Origin of the sequence: Blautia sp. HCN-1074 (assembly GCF_037890165.1) — a bacterium.
Classification (GTDB): domain Bacteria; phylum Bacillota; class Clostridia; order Lachnospirales; family Lachnospiraceae; genus Blautia_A.
This window is the reverse complement of sequence record NZ_JBBKBP010000025.1, coordinates 1-20,538: the sequence shown is the minus strand read 5'-3', so window position 1 is coordinate 20,538 and position 20,538 is coordinate 1. Positions and strand designations below refer to the sequence as shown.

Annotated in this window: 15 protein-coding genes; 3 read left to right on the top strand and 12 right to left on the bottom strand. The window is 33.7% G+C overall.

Annotated elements, in window-relative coordinates:
* Nucleotides 1-91: 91 nt before the first annotated feature.
* The 5 genes from WKT11_RS16525 to WKT11_RS16505 form a co-directional block, all read right to left on the bottom strand.
* On the bottom strand, nucleotides 92-934 hold the full coding sequence (locus WKT11_RS16525) for a hypothetical protein (protein WP_117846000.1): 843 nt from the start codon (nucleotides 932-934) through the stop codon (nucleotides 92-94).
* 114 nt (nucleotides 935-1,048) lie between these two features.
* On the bottom strand, nucleotides 1,049-1,306 hold the full coding sequence (locus tag WKT11_RS16520; RefSeq protein ID WP_117846002.1) for a hypothetical protein: 258 nt from the start codon (nucleotides 1,304-1,306) through the stop codon (nucleotides 1,049-1,051).
* A 489-nt stretch (nucleotides 1,307-1,795) separates the two neighbouring features.
* Nucleotides 1,796-2,536, bottom strand: a complete 741-nt coding sequence (locus WKT11_RS16515; RefSeq protein ID WP_117846004.1) for a hypothetical protein — start codon at nucleotides 2,534-2,536, stop codon at nucleotides 1,796-1,798.
* 784 nt (nucleotides 2,537-3,320) lie between these two features.
* Entirely contained in the window at nucleotides 3,321-4,031 is a 711-nt protein-coding gene (locus WKT11_RS16510) for a hypothetical protein (RefSeq protein ID WP_117846006.1), read from the bottom strand.
* The gene (locus WKT11_RS16505; protein ID WP_340285215.1) at nucleotides 4,024-5,406 is read right to left on the bottom strand and encodes an AAA family ATPase; all 1,383 of its coding nucleotides are present in this window, start codon (nucleotides 5,404-5,406) and stop codon (nucleotides 4,024-4,026) included. Before WKT11_RS16505 ends, WKT11_RS16510 begins: the two co-directional genes overlap by 8 nt.
* Before the next feature lie 244 nt (nucleotides 5,407-5,650).
* Between WKT11_RS16505 and WKT11_RS16500 the strand changes: the two genes are divergently transcribed.
* Entirely contained in the window at nucleotides 5,651-6,688 is a 1,038-nt protein-coding gene (locus WKT11_RS16500; RefSeq protein ID WP_117846008.1) for a hypothetical protein, read from the top strand.
* Here the strand turns inward: WKT11_RS16500 and WKT11_RS16495 are convergent.
* From WKT11_RS16495 to WKT11_RS16470, 6 genes are all read right to left on the bottom strand, one after another.
* Nucleotides 6,685-10,815 carry a hypothetical protein gene (locus tag WKT11_RS16495; RefSeq protein WP_195480971.1) on the bottom strand — a complete coding sequence of 1,377 codons (4,131 nt, stop codon included), beginning with the start codon at nucleotides 10,813-10,815 and terminating at the stop codon, nucleotides 6,685-6,687. The genes WKT11_RS16500 and WKT11_RS16495 overlap by 4 nt on opposite strands.
* A 263-nt stretch (nucleotides 10,816-11,078) precedes the next feature.
* Entirely contained in the window at nucleotides 11,079-11,996 is a 918-nt protein-coding gene (locus WKT11_RS16490; protein ID WP_181993312.1) for a tyrosine-type recombinase/integrase, read from the bottom strand.
* Between the two features lie 168 nt (nucleotides 11,997-12,164).
* Nucleotides 12,165-14,696, bottom strand: coding sequence for a DEAD/DEAH box helicase family protein (locus tag WKT11_RS16485; RefSeq protein WP_117846014.1), 2,532 nt, complete (start codon nucleotides 14,694-14,696; stop codon nucleotides 12,165-12,167).
* A 22-nt stretch (nucleotides 14,697-14,718) separates the two neighbouring features.
* Nucleotides 14,719-15,711: a DUF5677 domain-containing protein gene (locus WKT11_RS16480; RefSeq protein WP_340285214.1), complete on the bottom strand. Its 993-nt coding sequence runs from the start codon at nucleotides 15,709-15,711 to the stop codon at nucleotides 14,719-14,721.
* Nucleotides 15,712-15,863: 152 nt separating this feature from the next.
* Nucleotides 15,864-16,082 (bottom strand): hypothetical protein, encoded by a 219-nt coding sequence (locus WKT11_RS16475; RefSeq protein WP_020993988.1) that lies wholly within the window; start codon nucleotides 16,080-16,082, stop codon nucleotides 15,864-15,866.
* A gap of 11 nt (nucleotides 16,083-16,093) precedes the next feature.
* Nucleotides 16,094-16,819: a type IV secretory system conjugative DNA transfer family protein gene (locus tag WKT11_RS16470; RefSeq protein WP_008703619.1), complete on the bottom strand. Its 726-nt coding sequence runs from the start codon at nucleotides 16,817-16,819 to the stop codon at nucleotides 16,094-16,096.
* Here WKT11_RS16470 and WKT11_RS16465 point away from each other — a divergent pair.
* Together WKT11_RS16465 and WKT11_RS16460 are read left to right on the top strand one after the other, a co-directional pair.
* Complete coding sequence (locus tag WKT11_RS16465) at nucleotides 16,814-17,791, top strand: tyrosine-type recombinase/integrase (RefSeq protein WP_008703617.1); 978 nt, start codon at nucleotides 16,814-16,816, stop codon at nucleotides 17,789-17,791. The genes WKT11_RS16470 and WKT11_RS16465 overlap by 6 nt on opposite strands.
* Entirely contained in the window at nucleotides 17,788-18,531 is a 744-nt protein-coding gene (locus WKT11_RS16460; protein WP_020993990.1) for a tyrosine-type recombinase/integrase, read from the top strand. Before WKT11_RS16465 ends, WKT11_RS16460 begins: the two co-directional genes overlap by 4 nt.
* A gap of 420 nt (nucleotides 18,532-18,951) precedes the next feature.
* Here the strand turns inward: WKT11_RS16460 and WKT11_RS16455 are convergent, their stop codons facing one another.
* A complete protein-coding gene (locus WKT11_RS16455; RefSeq protein ID WP_117846015.1) occupies nucleotides 18,952-20,397 on the bottom strand; it encodes a DUF2971 domain-containing protein in 1,446 nt (481 codons plus the stop codon).
* Nucleotides 20,398-20,538: the final 141 nt, after the last annotated feature.

Genomic DNA, 20,538 nt, shown 5'->3' with positions numbered 1-20,538 from the left:
ATAATTCTATTTTACCACGGTTCACGGAAATGGCAAGGGCTTTTGCACAATTTGCAAATACCCTTGCCATTCCTACAGCAACTAACCACTATCAGTCTATTTCTGTATAACTGTTGCCATTTTCATCACTCCATGTCCCGTCTCCGTTGTCCGTAAATCCTGTACCATTTTCGTCCTGGAAATAATAATCACCATTTGTAGTTTCCGTAACCGTCACAGTATTACCGTTTGCATCCTGAAGATCATGCTGCTCCAATGTATGTCCCAGATGATGAGTGTCATCATTCAGAGCTGAGTAGGTATTTCCATTTTCGTCGGTATAAGTTTCATCCCCATTATCGGTATAGTTCATTCCATCATCTCCACGATATTCACAAGAATAATCTTTGTGAAGAATGTAATTAATCTCAATGGTATTTCCATCACTGTCAACTAATGTCATTGGGGAGGTAGTAAGGATATCTGAATCTCCTCCTGACTTCTGACTGGCAGTATCTGTAGTTGCCTTATCAGAATCATCAGAAGAATCATCTGTCTGGTTTTCGTTCTCCTGTCTGGTAAGCGAAGGATTTCCGGGATAAGAAATATATTCTACAAATTTTCTGACTTCACTGATGTCATCTGCATCTTTTGCATATCCCACTGCCATGTACAGGCTGTTTCCCTCTGAATAAATTGTCTGATAGCAGGCATCGTATGTGTCATTGCATTTGGCAATCCCTGTTTTGACATCCTCCAGCGAATATTTATAGATATTTACATAATCATTTCCGTTCGTATAGCTTGCATAGGTACCTTCAGTATCTGCTTTTTCCCATTCAGATCCAGCCGGCGGCTGTGTATGGAAATCGTTATTTCCTGCTGCCATAACCGTTGCCGCTGAAAAAATCCCAAGTGTTGCTACCGTCATAAGTGTCATAAATTTTGTCTTCATCGTGGATTCTCCTAGAATTTTATTTTCTACATCTGTAGAAGTTAATTGTATTCTACAACTGTAGAATACAATTGTCAATTCTTTTTTCTATATTTTTTTCACCACTTTACAACTTTATAAATGATATCCCTGATAACGTATTACCTGTTTCAAGGCATTAATTGTATGGTTTGATTTTATATGCTTTTCGATGTTTTTTACGAAACTGGCATAAAAAATCTGTTCACGTATTCCCTGACTTAAGACAAACCGGAATTCCTGTACACTGTTATCACGATACTCATCGAACTGTTCATCGCAATAAGGCAGAATCTTTCTGGTACGATGTGCATTCAAAAGCTGATGCCATCTGGCTTCTTCCTGTTCCTCCATGCTTTCAACCTGCGCGTCTACATCCTCCTGTTCTTATTTATTTTTGTCTTCTCTGCTCCATCCAGAAAGCTCCTTTTCCGCCGGTACTCAGGAAAGACAAAAGAAAACACAAAAAAAGCAGCCCGTTTAAAGCTGCTTTCTTCATGCCTTCTTTTTACAGATACCATTCTATAATACACGGAATTCTAGGTCAATATTACTTTAATTGCAATAGCGTTGCATATCGGTTTCTTTTATGCAGCCTGTATAACAGAAGGATTTGGTGACACTAATAATTACTCGATTCCTGCTGTGCTTTAGCTATGTGCAGTTAACCTATCACCTTTATTCGTTGCACCGCAACTTAAATATACCTCCACCTCTATATGTAGGTTGTCATTTTGTCCAAAACATCTAATAGTATTTCATCTGTTTTTCTAATTACTCAATCTTCCATCATACTTCTAATGCAATATTTCTAAGAAGTTAATGGTATAAGTTTACCATAAACTAATTAATATCACATTTCCCTCTGACATAATCCAATACATCCTGGTTTTTTTTAATAATGCTCTTATTCGAATACATCTGATCCATTGTCTTCCAACAATATTTTTTTCCATTAAGTTTAAAAACAGATTCACTATTATTAGGCAAAATTCCATTGTCGATTTCAAAAAAATGAAATTGAAATTTTTTTGTTACCTTATCACTATATGAAAATTTACGGCTTTCTTTTTCACCGATATATTTTACGTTCATTCGATCTGTTATTTTTAAATCACGTTTTATATTGGCTTTTATCTGTTTAATTTCTGCATTCTCATCAAACTTCCCATCCTGACATCTATAGTTTGGGAAAAGCCAACACTGCCATCGTTTGGAGTAAAAAAGTAAATACTTTCCCTTTTCATGGATATTTCTAAATACAACAATATTAAACGAATGTTCTGTTTTAGGATCTAAATCTACTACTTCATCATACAAATTTTTAATGGAATATGAGTGTTTTTTTGAAACTATTAGTCTGTAAATACCATGCCCTAATATTGAAGCTGTAATTGCCCACACAATAAGTTCAAAATACAATGATGGCATAAATGTTATTTTACTGCAATCCGTCACAAGCAATGTTATTGCAAGCGATATTCCTGAAATAATTTCCCCAAATTCCGCAAAGTTTGAGCCATTAATAAATTTTTTTCTTTTCTCTAACAACAGCTTTAATTCTGTCTCGTCAATCTCAAGCATTTTTAACCCTCTCCTCATATAAGTAATTTATTTTTGCAATACTACTTTCACTCTTTTCAATCAACTCCTCCTACCAGTTATTGCAAAAACACAATTTCTTATTGACAGATATAAGCTATCATGATAGAATTTCAAAGGTTGTTTTCAATAATTGTATTAACAAAAATACAATTCCGAAAGCAATTTAATCTATATGGCAGACAGCGATCATAAAACTTTCTCAGGGTGACAGATCGCTGTCGTTGTGTATTTTGCACTAGCCATTGTATCAGACATTTTTTCAGAATTCAAGAATGAATATCCCTGTATCTTTATTCATTTTCATCATGCATCCTTTCTATTTGAATGTGCAACATCAAATAAAGTTTATTTCTTTCTGTCATTTGCTATCTATCGCGAAAATTATTTTAATTTTTGCTACATATGATGCAATTATTTTTGATGATTTTTAATAATTTTTTTGTTTGTGTCTTATCTTTTTTGTATATTCCCCTTTAACGTTCTTTGCTATTTTGTAAGTCGGCATGACTATTTATCATCAATAATGAATAATTATGAATCTCGGAATAATAATATTACCTGACAAATTAAACATATTTTTTCTTGCCAACTCTACTCAGCACACTTTTATATATTTCTAATAACCCTCATCCATTTTACCGCAACAGGTAACGTTTTTTATACCATCACTACTTTAAAACCGTAAAAGGCCAAATAATCTTTAACAAGGTTATCTGGTCTTTTTCATATTTCCTTCAAATTGTTATCACATTAAATTTTCCCATTAATTTTCTATATTCTCTAATCCAATTCGCAATTGTTCGAAAAAGACCGCCACATTACAATAACGGTTCAGGGAATGGTTTCCATCCATGATAAATTCCCATGTATCTTTATAAGTACCGCACACATGGAAACCATCGTCATACAGATATTCCAGAAACTTTTCCGGCTGATCTGTATATTGATCTGCAATGTCAAATGCCAGATTTTCCTTTTCATCATCAGTCAGATCTTCTGCCCTGTCATGCAGCACATGTTCCATATTCCTAGAAAAATAGTAAATTTCATAAGGAAATCCTGCCACAGTTTCCCGGTTATACAGAGAATATACAATCTTTCTCTTACTTAGATTTCTGCGGATCAATCGATTCTTATTTTTCGCCTCTATATGCGTATCAAAATATTCCGTTTTTCCATTTTCAGACTGCCTGACCAACGATGGCGGAATAAAAGCTCCGTCTGTATCAATGATCTGAATCACCTTAAGGATATCATCCGCTACTATGAAAGGATTTTTAAGCAGATACTTTTGGATTTCCTTATCAATCCGTTCTTCAATATATTTTACCGTCATGTTTTCGTCTGCAGTGATATCTGTATGGAGCACGTCAAATTCTATATCATGATCGTTTACCAGTTTTGTAAATATCACAGCCAGTGCATCTTCATCCGTCGGCCCTTCTACAAGAAACAGAATAACTTTTTTAGTCATTAGCACGTATCCTTCCTGCCCGCCTCATAGCAAGCTCCATCTCATATATATTTGTTTCATTGTAGAGCTTTTCTTTTTGCCCACCAAGCTTGATCGTCCGCAAATAAGATAATCGGGTATTTTGTGTGTTTTTGATATAAGTAGATTTTATATAGCAATTCTCAGGATTCACAGTCGTATAAAGCAGAGAATCGTTTTCAAGGATTTCCAATGGGCGTAAGTTATGTGACGTAAAGATCAATTGTCCTTTAGCTTTATCCTGCATAACTTCCAGGCATTCTCCCAGTAAATATTCATAAATACCAGAATCCAGCTCGTCTACCACAAGGCAATAAGATTCTCTGTTATAGCAGGCAACTAAATTACTGCAAATAGAAATCAGCTTCTTTATTCCTGCGGATTCATACAAAAGCGGAATCCGGTTCTCTCCACGCATGGCAATGATTTCAAACTGCACTCCGTCTTTTCCTTCCTTCAATAGCCTATCAAACGCATTATAAATTTCTATATTGATCTCAGGTATTAATGATTTTATTACAATATTAATCTGCTTGATCGTATTTGCTACATAAGGAAAAACTTCTTTTGGCACCACATTTATATCTGTGAAGCGTAAGAAGATGCCTTCGCCTTTTTTTGGTATCGTATCCGGCCAGTCAATATTAACGGGCATATTTTCCAGATTTAAGGATAAATAACCGTATTGCGCGTTTTCAACAACAGCAAGATCATAAATTCCATATTTCTGAAAACACTGACTCAGTAGAGAAAGCAATGCAGCCTCACCTTCAGTTTTTTCAAAGACTTCCTGTGCTTTTCTTGAAAATAAAAAGGAACCTACCTCCGGAACACCCTTTTCCTCATTATAGTTCTGTGTTGCCTGCTCTGCGACTCCAAGTGCAATAACATTCTGGATATCCTTAGAAAAACGCTCATACAATTTCAACGGACGAAAAAGCTCTTTCCTGCCTTTTTGGTAATCAAAAACAGGTGTGATCCGTTTTCCTTCGGACATTTCTCTCTGGCTGAATTTTTCTTTACTGATGCAGAAGCTCTTCTTACCGTTTTTCAGCAGTTCAATTTCATATTCTACCAGATAGCATTTCTCTTCGATTTTCAGCTCAAAGCGATACTTTACAGAGGAGGTATTACTTGCTTCATTTATATAATAATAAAAATTTGACGGGATCTGACGTCCGGAAAGAAGATATTTCAACAATACCATACAGTCCACAATTACTGTTTTTCCAGATCCATTAGCTCCATAGATTCCTAAAATGCTTCCTTTTTTATTTTGGGGCATTTCAATTTCACCGTGTATTACGTTTTTTATGTTGTTTATCTCCATTCCCAAAAGCCGAATAACGTACTTCATCTCCATCACATCTCCTTTCAGTTTCATTCACCTGTACTTAGTATATCTTATTATATTGCAAAAATCAATTCTTATTATACTTTTGTTAATATTTTTAACATTATTCTTTTTACTTTTCTAGTAAACATACACGTATCTTGCTTATTGTAGATGCTTCTAAGATAAAGGATAATTCCTAATTATCCATGTTCCCAGTAGTCTTAAACCATTATATTAATTATGAAATAAAAGGGGGAAGCATATTATGAGATTGCTTATATTGGCTACAACGAAATTTGCACCTACATATAATGAAAAACTTATATCACAGATTAATTATTTTAATATCTTTGACAATATGAAGGCAGATATTTTTATTGATGCTTCTTTAGTAGAAATTGAAAAAATGTTAAGTACATCACAGTATGATCTTATTTATCCAACAACTGTTTTTGATTATAGTAATGACGGATCAAGTATTATTTCATTTAATTCATATTTATACAAATTATTAGAGTATTATAATATAAATTATATTGGAAGCCCACTTTTTTCTCATTTGTTGTTAAATGATAAAGCACTTACAAATTTAGAGTCAGGAATGGGACTTCCAAATCAAATTGTTACAAGACAAGCATGGATTGCTAATAGAAAATCTGTCGAAAAAAAATTATTAACCTTTAAACTACCGGCAATTGTAAAACCAAATACATTAGCTGCATCATTAGGCATTGATGAATCTTCTATAATATGGAATACTGATGATTTTGGAAAAATTATTGATCAACGTTTTCAAAGCTTCCCACATCTTACCGAAATACTAATAGAATCGTATCTGAACGATGCTACAGAATATACGGTTTCCATAACAGGAAATACGGGAAGGTATTTATTTAATGTATCTAAATTGAAATCTAAAACCCAGCATCATGCATTGCATTCATATAATAGTAAGCTTACCATTTCAGAAAAAAGAGATTTTACATATGTTATTGAAGATAACCGTGGAGTATTATATGAACTTCAAAAGCATACAGAACAACTTTTTGAGCAAATGCATCTTCGCGATATGGCCAGATTTGATTATTTGCAAGATAAAAATGGAAAATTATATTTGATAGATGCGAATTCGCTTCCTGCTTTGTCTAATAATTATCTATATGAATATATTTCTACCAGACGGTTGCGTTTAGAACAATTGTTATTGCTAATTTGTTTAGTAGCACAAAAAAGAATTGGATTAAAAATAAACACTAAATTATTAGAGGAATATCCTGTTGAAATTGTCAGGGCTCTGTTTTAAACAGGACCCTGACAATTCAATAATTCATCAATGTTTTTTTGAAGTTTTTGCGCTTCAAGAAAATATAAATGATCAGTTGCATTGAGGCTTTCGTAATAACTTATAGCATAAGCGATATACCTTTGGGCCTCTCGTAATAATGAAATATCTGATCTGTTATGCTCAAGAATAATTTGTGCAAATTTTCTGCAGCAGTCACAAGCCCTATATGGAATATTGTATTTAATAGATAACTGATACCCCTCTCGTAAAGAATTAAGAGCTTTCTCATAATTTTTTTCTAATATCTGAACACGTGCCAGCATCCTATAATATTGTATTCTCCTTAATGGGACAGGATATTTTTTTAGTATTTTCTCCATTTCAGTTATATAGTTTCTCGCCGATGATACACTATTAATTTGAAAATATTGGGCTATGGCACATAGTTCAATTAATTCAGCTTGAATTTCTAACTGCAGCAGAACATCGTCACATGTTTTGGCATAATGGTAAACAAATTTAAAAAATTCTTCAGTTTTTTTGTAATTTTCATAATCGGAAAAACTTACATTTCCTTCAGAAATTCTTAATTGCAGTCTATTTTTTAGAATGATTCCTGTGTTTAACTTTAACCGAGCATTCCAATACGCAGATAAATTACATGTATTTTCTATTTTTTCATAAACTGTCATAGCATCATCAAATCGTGTTAATTCTCTGTAAATTGCACCTAATTCTAATGCTGTTTGACATGTTTTATCCGGGACTAAATGTTTTAATTGGTTATCAAGCACTTTTTTTAAAAGTTCTACAGAATCATTAAGTTTACCTTCATATCTGAGAAGAATAGCATATAAAATGTCAATATCATCATGCAAGCTATTTTTTGAAGCAATCAACAAATTACTTGCTTTAGCACAGTGAACTTTGGCTTGATAAAACACGTCATTTTCAAATTTATAAGCAAAAACATATAAATATTTTGCATAGATAAATTCATAATAGGCCTGGTCATCAAAATCAATAATAGGATTTATATTATATGTTGTATAAATAATAGGATTTAATGAGTCCAATATTTTAATTGAAAATTGTTGCTTCTCATCCAAAAGATTATTTATTTCCTGTAAGATTGCTATTAAAAATTTTGAATGATAATCTAAACCGATTCTATAATCAATTTTGTTAAACAATGCAATCCAGAAATCTTCTACAGGTTGTTCTTCCTGCATTTTTAAGATTGATTCTATAAGTACTTTTGTTAATGAATAATTATCCCTTGTAAGAAAGCGTAATAAAATATTTAAATAATTCTCTGAATTAAAATATTTTTGAATCCTTAAATAGTCTAATAAGGATAATGTTAAAATTGTAGGACTTTTTTGTTTTTCATAAATTGATGCACAAAAATTTTCCGGATTATCTATCTGTGTTAAATATTTTGTCAAAAAGATTTGTTCATAACTTTCATGTGAAAAATTTATCTGTCCCGTTGTTTTTTCGTATGCTAAAATACCAGAAGATTGCAGTTTTAATATGTCTTTTTCTAATTTTTCTTTTGCAATATGCATTTTTCTAACAATATCGTTTATGAACACTTTTCTTCCTTCATATTGATATTTTACTAAAATAATTGCTTCTGTAACATTCGATAGCTCGTTTTGTATCACTTCATCTTTGGCAATATTATTAAAAATTGCATCATACCATTTCAATGAAAAAATGGCAAATTCTTTTTCACCCAAATCAGAGAAAGAACATAAAATTTGTCCAAATAATTGAATATAAAAAGGTGTTTGTAATATACTAGAAAACTCATGGTATAATTTTTTCAAAATTTGTCGATTTAAGGATGTTTCCTTTTGAAGTAATTTCAAAGTCTGAGATTCTGAAAAAACTGGAAGTTGATATAGTGGAAAAATAGTTCTATTTTCTGCCAAAGGCGTATAAAATACACCTGGTCTGGGCTCGAGTGCTTCATTTTGACGCAATTGAAGATATGAGTCCGTTCTTAAAGAAAGAATAATTTTGATATTGCGATATTCCTTTTGTGATAACATTTCTGTAAATTTTATTAATTCATTATAATTGTCCTGTAAAAAATTAAAATCCCCAGGCATTTCATTTAACGCATCATAAACTAATACCAGTGTTTGCTCCCTGCATAAAAATAACTTATTAATTACTTCAAGTTTTTCAAAATCGGAAAACCAATTAGAAAATACGTTGATTCCTCTTTGTAATAAACGTTGTTCCCTTCCGCTAAATGGAAGTATAACGAAGTTACTTGTATTCTGGAGGTTTTTTATTAAATATCCCAACAAAGTGGTTTTTCCACTGCCACTAGCACCTAAGAGCATAAATCCAGAATTTATAGAATCGAGAAAATCATGCAGAACATTAACTACATCAGTGATGATAAAATTTTCTAAATTAATTTTTTCGAAAAAATTGCAGCAAAATTCCTTGCTTTTCTGTAAAAGTTCATCATATAAGCCTAATTCTTGACCAGATTTATTGTCAACATCATAAACTATGTAAATACTTTCTATGAAATATGTTTGACGTGTCCCAAGTGTACTATGAAAAGGAGCATACATATCTAAAAGATATTTACGAAGTATTCGATCATCTTCCTGAGTTAAATCCTCCAACGTTATAGTTGTAGCTCGAGCAGAAGGCTCTATTTTCTTACAATTATTTTCTAATAATATTTTGGCACGATATTCATAGGATGGAAGTTTATTGTGAGAAAAAGCAGTTTTTTCAAACAATGCTATGATTTTAATCATAGAAAATAATGATTGTATTTCAGAGAACTCACCCTTTTTCAAAACATATGAAAAATCTTTATTTATGTCAAAAGTTACAATAATCTCATAGTAATTTTGAGCATTTTTCTCTATAAGAAATAATTTTTTTAACAAATCCCAAAAATCATCATTAAGTCTTGGGGCATCGGGATGTATTTCATATCTTGCTTTGATATTATCAATAAATTTTATCGGAACTATAGGATAACCTTGTGTTTGAGCATAAATGTCTAATGCAAAGGCTAATATTAAGGCTTCAACACCATTGGCTATTTTAGATATACTATTTTGAGGAAGAATTTTATCCTGACAAATATTAATTAATATAGACAACAGTGAAGAAGAAGCTTCTGAAAAATAGGGGGCCTGTATTTTCCATTCATATATATCTAGTAATTCATGTTCGATTTTTAGTAAAATTGAGAATACTAATGAAATTCGTTTACTTAATGATATTGTATCAAACAAAAAACTGTTCTTCCAAATTTCAACCGTTTTAAAAGTTTCATTCGGTAATGCAGACAATTTTCTTACTAATGTGGGAAATAGGATATTAAAATCACCGTATTCTCCATAAATAAAGTTTCCTTCTGAATTGCGTTTTTTCATCCAGTCATAAATAGGGTCATTTGTATATCCATCATATATTTCTGGCTTTGTAGGACTCACCCAAAAGGCACAATGATCATCAGATGTATTTAATGAATTCATGATGCCAATATCTTGCCCACGGTATCCAACAACAATTACAATCCCTTTTGTTAACTGACGAATTTTATTTTCTAATTCAGCAGGTAATTTTTGCAGTTCAAATGGTGAAAAACGAAGATTGCCATATTTTAAATCTCCATGAGCTTTAATAAACGTGATTTTGGGATTATCACCCAGTTCACTAGTTAGTTCTCCTACGATTTTTCGATGTGGAATATTTTCTAATATCTTATCAATTAATGGATCAAAATTTGTTGTAATTATATTTTGAACATAACCATGTTCAATCAAATATTTTATTGCAAGATATCCCTCTGAAGGCTTTAAATCATTGAAATACGGCTTCAATAAATTTATCTTATCTTTTTTTCCCAATCCATTCCACGCGATATTTATGAATGTTTTATATAATTCATTCCAGGTATCAGGCATTCCAGAAATATCTTCAAGCTGAGTTTCCACAATGTTTTTTACAATACCATATGTAGAAATGTCATGAGGTGAACTTGCTAAAGAGCATCCTGCCCCTAAGAATAAAGTTATTCCATCATTTTCATCAGATTGATGTATTTTCATTTGATGGATCATTTTTCCGATTTTAATATCTGAATAATCATTCATTTACATTATCTCCTGCCAAATATAGATAGTTATATAATTCATTGCTTGTATGGACAAATTACAATGATGGATAATTAGGAATTATTTATATAATTATAACAACTTCATCTGTCTTTTTCCATAAAATTCATCTCAAAATCCAGTTATTTTCGTCTTCTAACATTTGTTCACCAATTACCCTATAATATTTATACGCCAAAAAGACCGCCCTTTTCCGCCGATCTCTTCTCCTGCATTTTATATATGTATCTTTATGCGTTCCTTTACGCTGCTCCTATGATCTTCATATTATTCCGTGGGTGCATATCCCGTAAGATTTCTGCCTGTTTTCTGGCTGCCACATGAATATAGATCTGTGTTGTCTTTATGGAAGAATGCCCCAGTATCCGCTGTACACAGCTTATGTCCACTCCTTCCTCAATCAGATATGTTGCAAATGAATGTCTGAACATATGCGGTGTGATATTTCTTTCTATTCCAGCCTGAGCTGTATATTTTTTTAGCATCAGTCGAATGGACTGTTCCGTATACCGGTTGCCCCTGCCATTTACAAAAAAATATCCACTTTTTTTAATCGCCGCTCTGTTTTCAGCATAATATTTCCGCAAAATATTCAACACTGAGGTACTGCCAATCTGAACATATCTTTCTTTCGCTCCTTTTCCCATGAGTTGAATCAGCCCAGTATTCAGATTCACATTTTCTGCCCGTATATTTGATATTTCATAAACTCTGGCCCCGGTTGCAAAGAAAATCTCGATTACTGCCACATCTCTCAGGCAATATTTATAAACCGTCTCCGATTCCTGCTGCAGACAGCCATACATATGGTTTAATAAATGTTCAATCTCTTCACGCGGTATAATTCTCGGAAGAATCAAATTTTCCTTAAATTTGACTTTTATTTTTCGAAATGGACTTTCTTTAATCAATTCATTCTCTTCCAAATAACTATAATATGCTTTGACAGAGGCTATTTTGCGTTTCACTGTTTTTTGCTTATATTTTTTATGTAATTCTGTAATATATTCCTCAATCTTCTCTTTGTCTGGCTCTTCGCAAGCAACAAAAGTAAAATACTGATTGAGATCGATTCGATATGCTTTTACTGTTTTCTGATCCAGTTCCTTTCTATATGTGCAATATTCCAGATACGGTACTAATTTATCCTGCAATCTCATTTTTCGTTCTCCCCTACGTTTTTTAACATTCTCCATATCATACTACCATTTCACCAGAATATTTTCAGAAATTTTACAAACAAAAAGACAGACATATTCCATATCATATTTTCTTAAAAATAAAAAGTACAGCCTTTCGGTTCATCCAATTAGCTGTACTCGCATTTCTTATCTAGTTTTATGGTAGTATTCTTCAGAATATTGCTCAGAAAAATCTTCAACATTCAGATGATGTAACGTTAAAAATTCATGTAAAGTATCATCAGATATCTCATCCAGGGAAAACGGTTTTAATTCTTTAATAAACCCTTTTATCTGATCCTTCAGGATCTTAAGTTTATTTGGACGAATTATCTTAACTTTATGTGTAAAATCTCCCTCATAAGAAAGTGTCTTTGTCGAAATAATCATAAATCTGTCTACATTTGCATTTGGGCCATATTGATCTTCAAACCATGCACAATGGTTATTCATTTGTCCCGCTTCATGTTTCGTGATTTCCTGACGGGTTCCGGACACCTCACTTTTGCATTCAAATAATAAATAATGATCATTCGAACCACACCAAAGATTATCAGGTCCCTTCCGAATTTCTTTATCTGGACGCTGGCTGACATAGCCAAGTAAAGCGCCAACATCTTTTAATGCAGCTTCAAATTTAGTAGCTTCAATACCAAAAGACAAATTATCTAATGTCGCATTAACTGACAAAAACAATTCACCATAATCTGAAAATTTCCGCATATATGTTCTGATATTATTTAGGCGGTCTTGGTGTATATAAGAAATTTTTGTATAATCAATTCCTGTACTCGGTTTTAAAAGCTGTGTATTTTTCTTAAATGCACTTTTTTGAATTTTAATCGATTCTGCAATACTTGTCGGATATGTATATCTTGCTAATTGCTGTAAATACCAACCCTTTTCTGTGTCATCAACATTAAGCCCATCAATCAATCGCTGCATGGAAGAAATAGCTTTCTCATACTCACCTTCACAAAAAAATTGTTCTGCCTGCCGTTCTTTTAAAAGCCTGTCATATACCTGTGATTCTGCATTATCTTCTACAATCGTATCCATTTCAGAAGCATAATATTCTTTCCAGCCTTCATCACGCACTAACATCTGCTTTATCAAAGAAAGCACAACTTTTATAGGGCTTTCAGTTTTATCTTCTTTCGCCATGTCAGCAATTTCGATGCCAATGTCAATTTGTTTTCTCGTTTGTGGTGAAAAGAATTTATTAGTTGCAATACTCCGCATAAACCGAACCAATTCTGAGCCAATTATTAAAATGGCGCAATAATCTTTTTCACCACGGACACCTCTGCCAATACCCTGTTCAATTTTTTGAGCTATCCGTTTATTGATCAGTTCACTATTTGGACACGCCTGTTCTTCATAGCGATCTGCCAAGCTATCAAAATACGGAAGGCTATCCATAATCAGTATTCGACAACTTTCATCAGGCAAGTCAATGCCATCATATCTGTTATTAATTACAACGATTTTTGAAAAAATTCCTTTTTTTAACTTATCAAGTTCCTCAACAATATTTCCCGTAGTAGCCGTAATTGCTCCTAAATTTTGATATTGTCTACAATTTTTCGTACTAGGCACCAATGCCACTATGCCAAATTTTGAAAGAGAGCTCTTGCAAAAATTAGTGACAATTAAATCATGATCACAAGATTCTTCAACAAGCGATGGTATTATCAACATTTTTTCGCCAGACCATTTTTGTTTTTCATTCCGCAACGGATTCTTCACAGCCTCTGGCCTAAACTCTAAGCCCTTTACAAAAAATGAATCATCCTGAGTTGTTGCAGACATTAAAATTCTATGCGTAGCATATGAAAAAGAACCAAAAGTACGAATGCTAACATTATACGGAGAAATCTCAATTTTACTTCCGGATATGTAACAACAATAATTTTCTATCTGATCACGCATAAGAGGCCACGTATAATATATTTGACTGTTTTCCTGGGCAGCAGACAAAATCTTTAGCATTTCTGTTTTCTTATTATTCCAGCTCCAGTACGGGACTGCCATAAAAGTATTATAATCTCCAGCCTGAATATCAAGCCAGCTTCCTTCCCCTTGTTCAATCATATCATCATTGAAAAGTGTCAGAATCTTCGAGTAAATTTCAGGATTTTCACTTTTGCTTATTGAAATGGTAAAAGCGCTTTTAATGGTATCTATACAAGCATGTGAATCATCCATAAGAACGGCTCCCGTTTTTATATAGTTGTTGTCTGTTCCAAATACAGATCTTCCGTTAAATATTTTCTGTACATGAGTAATAAGTATTTTGGAACCTGCAAGAAAATCATTTGGGATTTCGGTACTTTCACCAAATGTACAAAAGGGAATACCAAATTTATCCGCTTCTGAACATACCTGCCTGACAAGATATTTATTAGGACATATATAAAGACATGGCCCCTCCTTTGAATTGAGTAAAGATTGAAGAAGTAGCAATCCTACTAATGTTTTCCCTTCGCCAGTATGCAATTTAATAATTAAATCCTTATCTGCACGTCGTTTTGTATACCACTCAGATAGAACAATTTCCTGTGCTGGGCGAAGAGGACCAGCAACGCTTTTTCGGTCTAAAGTTCCATATAACTCAATGGGATTAGTTTTCGGTGTTATTGTTCTGCTTGCTAATTTTTTCTTAAAATCAATTGCCATTAAACTCCCTCCTATTGTCTCTCTACAAAATATTTATCTGATCCATAGTCGCAATTATATGTACTTTTTTCTTTTGACAATCCATAACGTATCTTTTGAATTCTGCTCTTTTTGCCTCGTCATCATCCAGATATTTATATACCTTATCTAAAGCAATCAAAGAAAAATCGCAGACAAATGCAAATATATTTCCTCCATTTTGGGGATTTCTAATTCGTTGTAAATAAAGGCCATCTGCCACTGCCTGTATTGCTCGCGCAGCATTTAGTGCATGTATTTCATAAGAAAGTCCCCCATAACTCCCCTCATAATATTTTTCATGTCCAGTTTCTCTCATCATCTCTCGAAAGTTCTGTACATTAGTTCCGATTTCATACCATTGAATATGTATTTTGTTGATATTTTTTCGTTTCTTTTTCTTCCAGTATTTTCGTTTGGACTCTATGGCTTTCTCTCTGGCATCAGCCACTTCCTTAAACAGCTCATTTGTATCTATCAAATGCTGAAAAGCATCTTTTTTTCGCTGAAATCTTTTACTATCTTCCGTAAACTGCGCTTCACCCAGTAGTTTAATTGCATTTTTACTCTTTTCGGATTTTCTGGCAAAAAGCTTTTCCCCTGTCTCAATTTCTTTATAATGCTGTTCCAGATAATATGCAGCAGCCCTCTTTCTGGTATCTTCTTTTAAAATAAATTCCAGACCTACGGTGTTTTCAAGCAATGTCCTTACAATAACTTGCATCGGCGAAAAAGCTCCTGCATCTATAAGAATATTGAGTGCATCTAGCTGTTCCATTATTTTCCTGAGAAAAAGGCATATTACTGTGTCTACAAATTCATCCTGTGCAGATGTTCTTGCAGTAATCTCATTTATGAGTTCCCCATATTTTATTATAATAGAAGCAAGCACCTCACTCGCTTCCTCAATTATTTTCTTATTATCCTGATCTTCTTTAATGTTATAAAACATATTGCCAAAGAGTTTTAAATAATTGTCTTCCATGTTTCTCCCCATATAGATACTTTACGTTTTTCTCTCCTTTATTTTATCAGTTTTTTCTGATAAATGCTACCCTACATCTTTAATTCTGCACAACAAAAAAAGGCAGTAACACCCTTTTGGTTAGGATATTACCGCCCTTTCACACTTCAAATACTGCGTATTCTCTAATTGAAGCCCTGCTTCATTCCACGCAATCCATTTTCGTACTGTATTCTTGAAAAATACCAGATTTTACCCTGGATTTTTCTGCAGATATGATTTTCAAACAAATAGCATTCACTGCACAATTCTGGATTATCCCGTCTCCATCCGCTTTTTTCCAGAAATTCCTCTATATTTTCATATACTTCAATGCAGCTTTCTGCAAGCAGTATTTTTTCCACCTCCTGCTCCTTCAGATAAAGTCCAAATTCCTTGGCAAGCAGAACTCTGAATCCATAGCTTCATATACCTGCTCATCCAGTATCTGAAATTCCTGCTGCTGTTTTTCCCACTTTCGGTACCAGTCCGGAATATGATCCACAACCTTTTCCATCTTCAGTTTTCCGGCATCTGCATGTTCCGTATAATCCATTTTCTTAAACCGAAGCACATTGTGTCCTCGGATGATCAGGATTCCCTGATCCAGCGGATAACGAAGGATCTCATCTGGCAAAAGGAGCTGCCGTTTTCCAATGGAACGTGATTCCGAATATTCCGGCACATAGTCTGTGGCACGAATCGTAAAAAAGTTCTTTCGGATAGAAGCAACTGAAACTGTAATCTCACCGATCCGGTCACTGTAGTAGGTAGCGGTTGTCATATCATTACAGCCCAGAAAGATTGAGAAATCACAGCCGCCAAGGATCTCTTCCCACTGGTTGTCCGGATAACGGTTCTGAAGCTGTGGAATATTCTGAAACAGGATGCTCATGCCTATCCGCCGGGATCTGGCCGTAGCCAGTTTCTTTTTAAAATCCGGAACAACACCGATATTTGGAAATTCATCCAGTATAAAACTTATCGGTACTGGTAGGACACGTTCTTCCGTTCTGTCAGCCAGACGAACCAGCTTGATACTTAAAAATGACGTAAACAGTGTAGCAAGCATATCGTATGTAGAATCCTGATTCAAATGCAAAAATTTGATCCTTTAAAGAAGTATTCTTTTCGAAAGGCACGTGATTGGAAGTATCCGCTATGGTGCTCTTTAGCAGTCAATGCTTATCTGGACTGGCTTAGGAGAAGCTTCCATAGTGAAGGTACCATTAGGTCCTATAAATATGTTGTATACAATTTTTGTGATTTTCTTTTGCTAAAAAAGTTAAGTTCATTTGAAGATCTAAATCGAAATCTGATAAATGAATTTCTTAGGATTGATCTGCATAGCACGGTAAATGGCACCTCTGGAAGAAATAGCGTTTTACGTCAATTCATAACATTTCTGGAAGATAATAATTATCTTGCGGATCAAACAATACATGGCGTAATACCGGCAAAGCTTGCTCACCACAGAAAAATCATTACAATATTGTCAGATGAGCAGATATCATGTATAAATGAATACCGTAAAACATGTAATTCACCAATCGAACTTAGAGATGCTGCAATGGTTATGATAGGACTGAAACTTGGATTTAGAAGCTCTAATGTTATCAATCTGAAGCTTTCGGATATCGACTGGATGAATAAAAAGATATCCATCACACAATACAAAACGAAAGTCTCTATCTCCCTGCCCTTAAGTGTTGATGTCGGGAATGCAGTTTTCAGATATATGAAATACGGGAGACCTGAATGTGATGACCCGCATGTATTTGTTAGACATAAGGCTCCATACGGAATTCTTTCAGGAAAGATATGTTCAAATGCCTTGAATCGAGTTTTGAGTACTGTCAGCGACGGTTCATCTGTTAAATTTCATACATTAAGAAAAACATTTGCAACAAGTATTTTGAAAAACAATGCTGGTGTAGAGCGTGTTATAGATGCATTGGGGAACCGGGATTCAACAACAGTAAATGTATATCTTACATACGATGAATTGCATATGAGAAAATGTGCACTCTCTCTCAAAGAGATGTCTATTCCGATGGGAGGTGCAACCAAATGATTCTTGAAGAATATATTTTTACCAGTTGTTTTTTGAATGATATACAGGGACTAATTGAGCAGAAAAAGCAGTCGGGTTATATCTATGATTCAGCGAAATACATCCTTATACAATTTGACAAGTTTTGTGTAGAGAATCATATCGATAGGGCAATCATAACAAAAGAATTATCGGACACATGGCTGTCTTATCATGCAGATGAAGCAAAATCGCGCCGTGCAAGCCGTATGAGTGTGCTGCGGCAACTGGTTCAGTACATGAATTCACAGGGCAGTGAATGCTACATTCCCTCAAAATTTTCCGCCAAAAGTTATCGAGTTCCATATGTTATGAATGAACGTGAAATTAGGGAATTCTTTACAGTAGCAGATGATTACATCCCAAAGGTGAATGCCGATCGTTTTAGCATACTGGCTGAGGAATATAAAGTACTGTTTCGCTTTATTTATTGCTGTGGATTACGTGTATCAGAAGCACGTAAATTAAAACTGGAAGATATAGATTTTGAAAGAAAAACAGCTCTAATACTACGCTCGAAAGGGGATAAGGATAGGTTGATCTATATCGCAGATGATGTATGCAACATGTGTCTGGATATGCTGGATTTATTGCATGATAAGTATCATTTTTACTCAGAATATCTGTTTCCATCATCTGATCCCAATACCCCCTTGCAGGTGGCATCTATAAACAAAAAATTTCAGGAATTCTGCAATAATATTGTATATATATGTTTTTAATGAAGATATTTGATATGTATTACCAACTAAATAAAGGAAATTCAGTATTCCTACTTCATACTCAGTTACACGAACCAATCCAAAATTTTCATTTAAGTTCAAATCATGTTCACATGTTAAAGACAAAAGGACTTCTCTGGTCTTATAAGAAGGATTTTTCTCAAACTTTTCCACACATTCACATAATGTATCTAAAATCTGTTCACGCGCATTCGCTGGCCATTTTTCTGGCTTGTCATCTGTTTCTTTCTCATAATACATTTCACTGCCCTTCCGTTCATATAAAATTAAAAGCAATTCTTTTCATCTTGAATCAAAATCAACATGATTATATTATATCCTCAGAATCTGCTTTTTTCCAGCAAAATAACGCCCCAGCCATAAAGCCAGAGCGTTACATACTTTCCATATCAAATTACCTTAAACTTTTTCTGTGCCATCGACTTTTCCTTTATAATTTATCAGTCTCCAAAATTTCTTTTTTCGAATCTTAATTTTCTGCTCTTCAGCACTATATTCAGCTTGATAAAAAGTAAAATCTGATAATTCGTCCTTATGCTTTATCAGCTTATCCAGAATCTGTTTTTTATCATATTCACTGGTTCTGATTCCAAAGATAACACCTTTCAAAAGGTTCCAATCAAATGACATATTCTGCTTTTGAGGAACATCAAATTCACCAAATGTATTTGACACAGCTACCCTAAATTCCTTTTCATGTTCCCAGTTTTTTGTCTTGCGATAGATTTTCGCATCATAGATCTTCCAGTAACGTTTTCTCCATTCCTCTACATCAGAAAATGCTTCATAACAGGAACTGACGCCGTCTACTCCAAGTAACCATTCTCTTATTTGAACCATAGTCAATCGTCCTAATGTCTGGAAAAAATTACATTCAATGGACTCTCCACCATAAGAAATTGCTCTTACATCAAGAGGAATATGTCGCCCTCCTACCTTAAGTTTTGCCTCGTCACCTGTATCATAAATCAGACATACACCCTTATGACAGTCTGCATAGTTTCCCCACATAGCAGAATTATCATTTTTTTTAGAAAAACAAACAACATAGCTTTTGGGGTATATCATATCCCTCAACTGAGCCACAAACACTTTTGGAAAATCAGCCATAACAATTAACCACTTTCTATGCTGTTGAACTACTGAATTGCCATCATTATTATATATTTGTTCTTCAGAGCCTTTACCATGAAGAAATATGTCGTTTTCTGCACCTTTCATTATATAGGAGAATTCCTTCATTTCCTCGAATATTTCTTCCATAGATTCAATTGTCTGGACACGCATTTTTTCATTAGAAAAGACTTTCTTTATTGCATCTACTAATTTTCCCACAGAAAGTGAAAAATTAAGAAGTTTAACCTGTTTCTCAGCTTCCTCTGCAGGTACAAATTTATTTTTCTTAAATTCTTCCAGACACCTAATTAGTGCATTATTATGAATATAAAAAAGAATATATTGAAGTTCCTTTTCTGATACTTTCAAACAATTGTCACCATAAACTCCTGCCAGATTTTGTACATCTGTATCCGTTATGAACTCTTCTCCTAATTTCAATAAAATTTTCTCAAAAAAGTTATTTTTATAGCAATGAACATCTGCAACCAAAGTACCATGATATAACGTTTCATCATCGGCTTTCAGAATATAGAGTTCCAGTGCACGCGCTACGCTATATATATAATGTCTGAACAATCCCTCCCAGGCCATCTTATCTCCCTGCCAGAAAACACGTACAAACCCTTCCAACGGATCATTTAACTCTTCTTTCGATGCAAAATGAAAAGTGCCATTTTCAATTTCTAATAATGCACTGCTTATTGAACGGTAGTGGTATAATTTCATTTTTTCCTTCTTTCGATAAATTATTCAAATAGTTATGATGAAGTCTGCTCTTCATAAACCATGGATTGACATGCAGCTTCCTATACGAAAGCTTAATACCTATCTTCTATTTTTTCTTTGTGAATATCTATTTAGGTATTA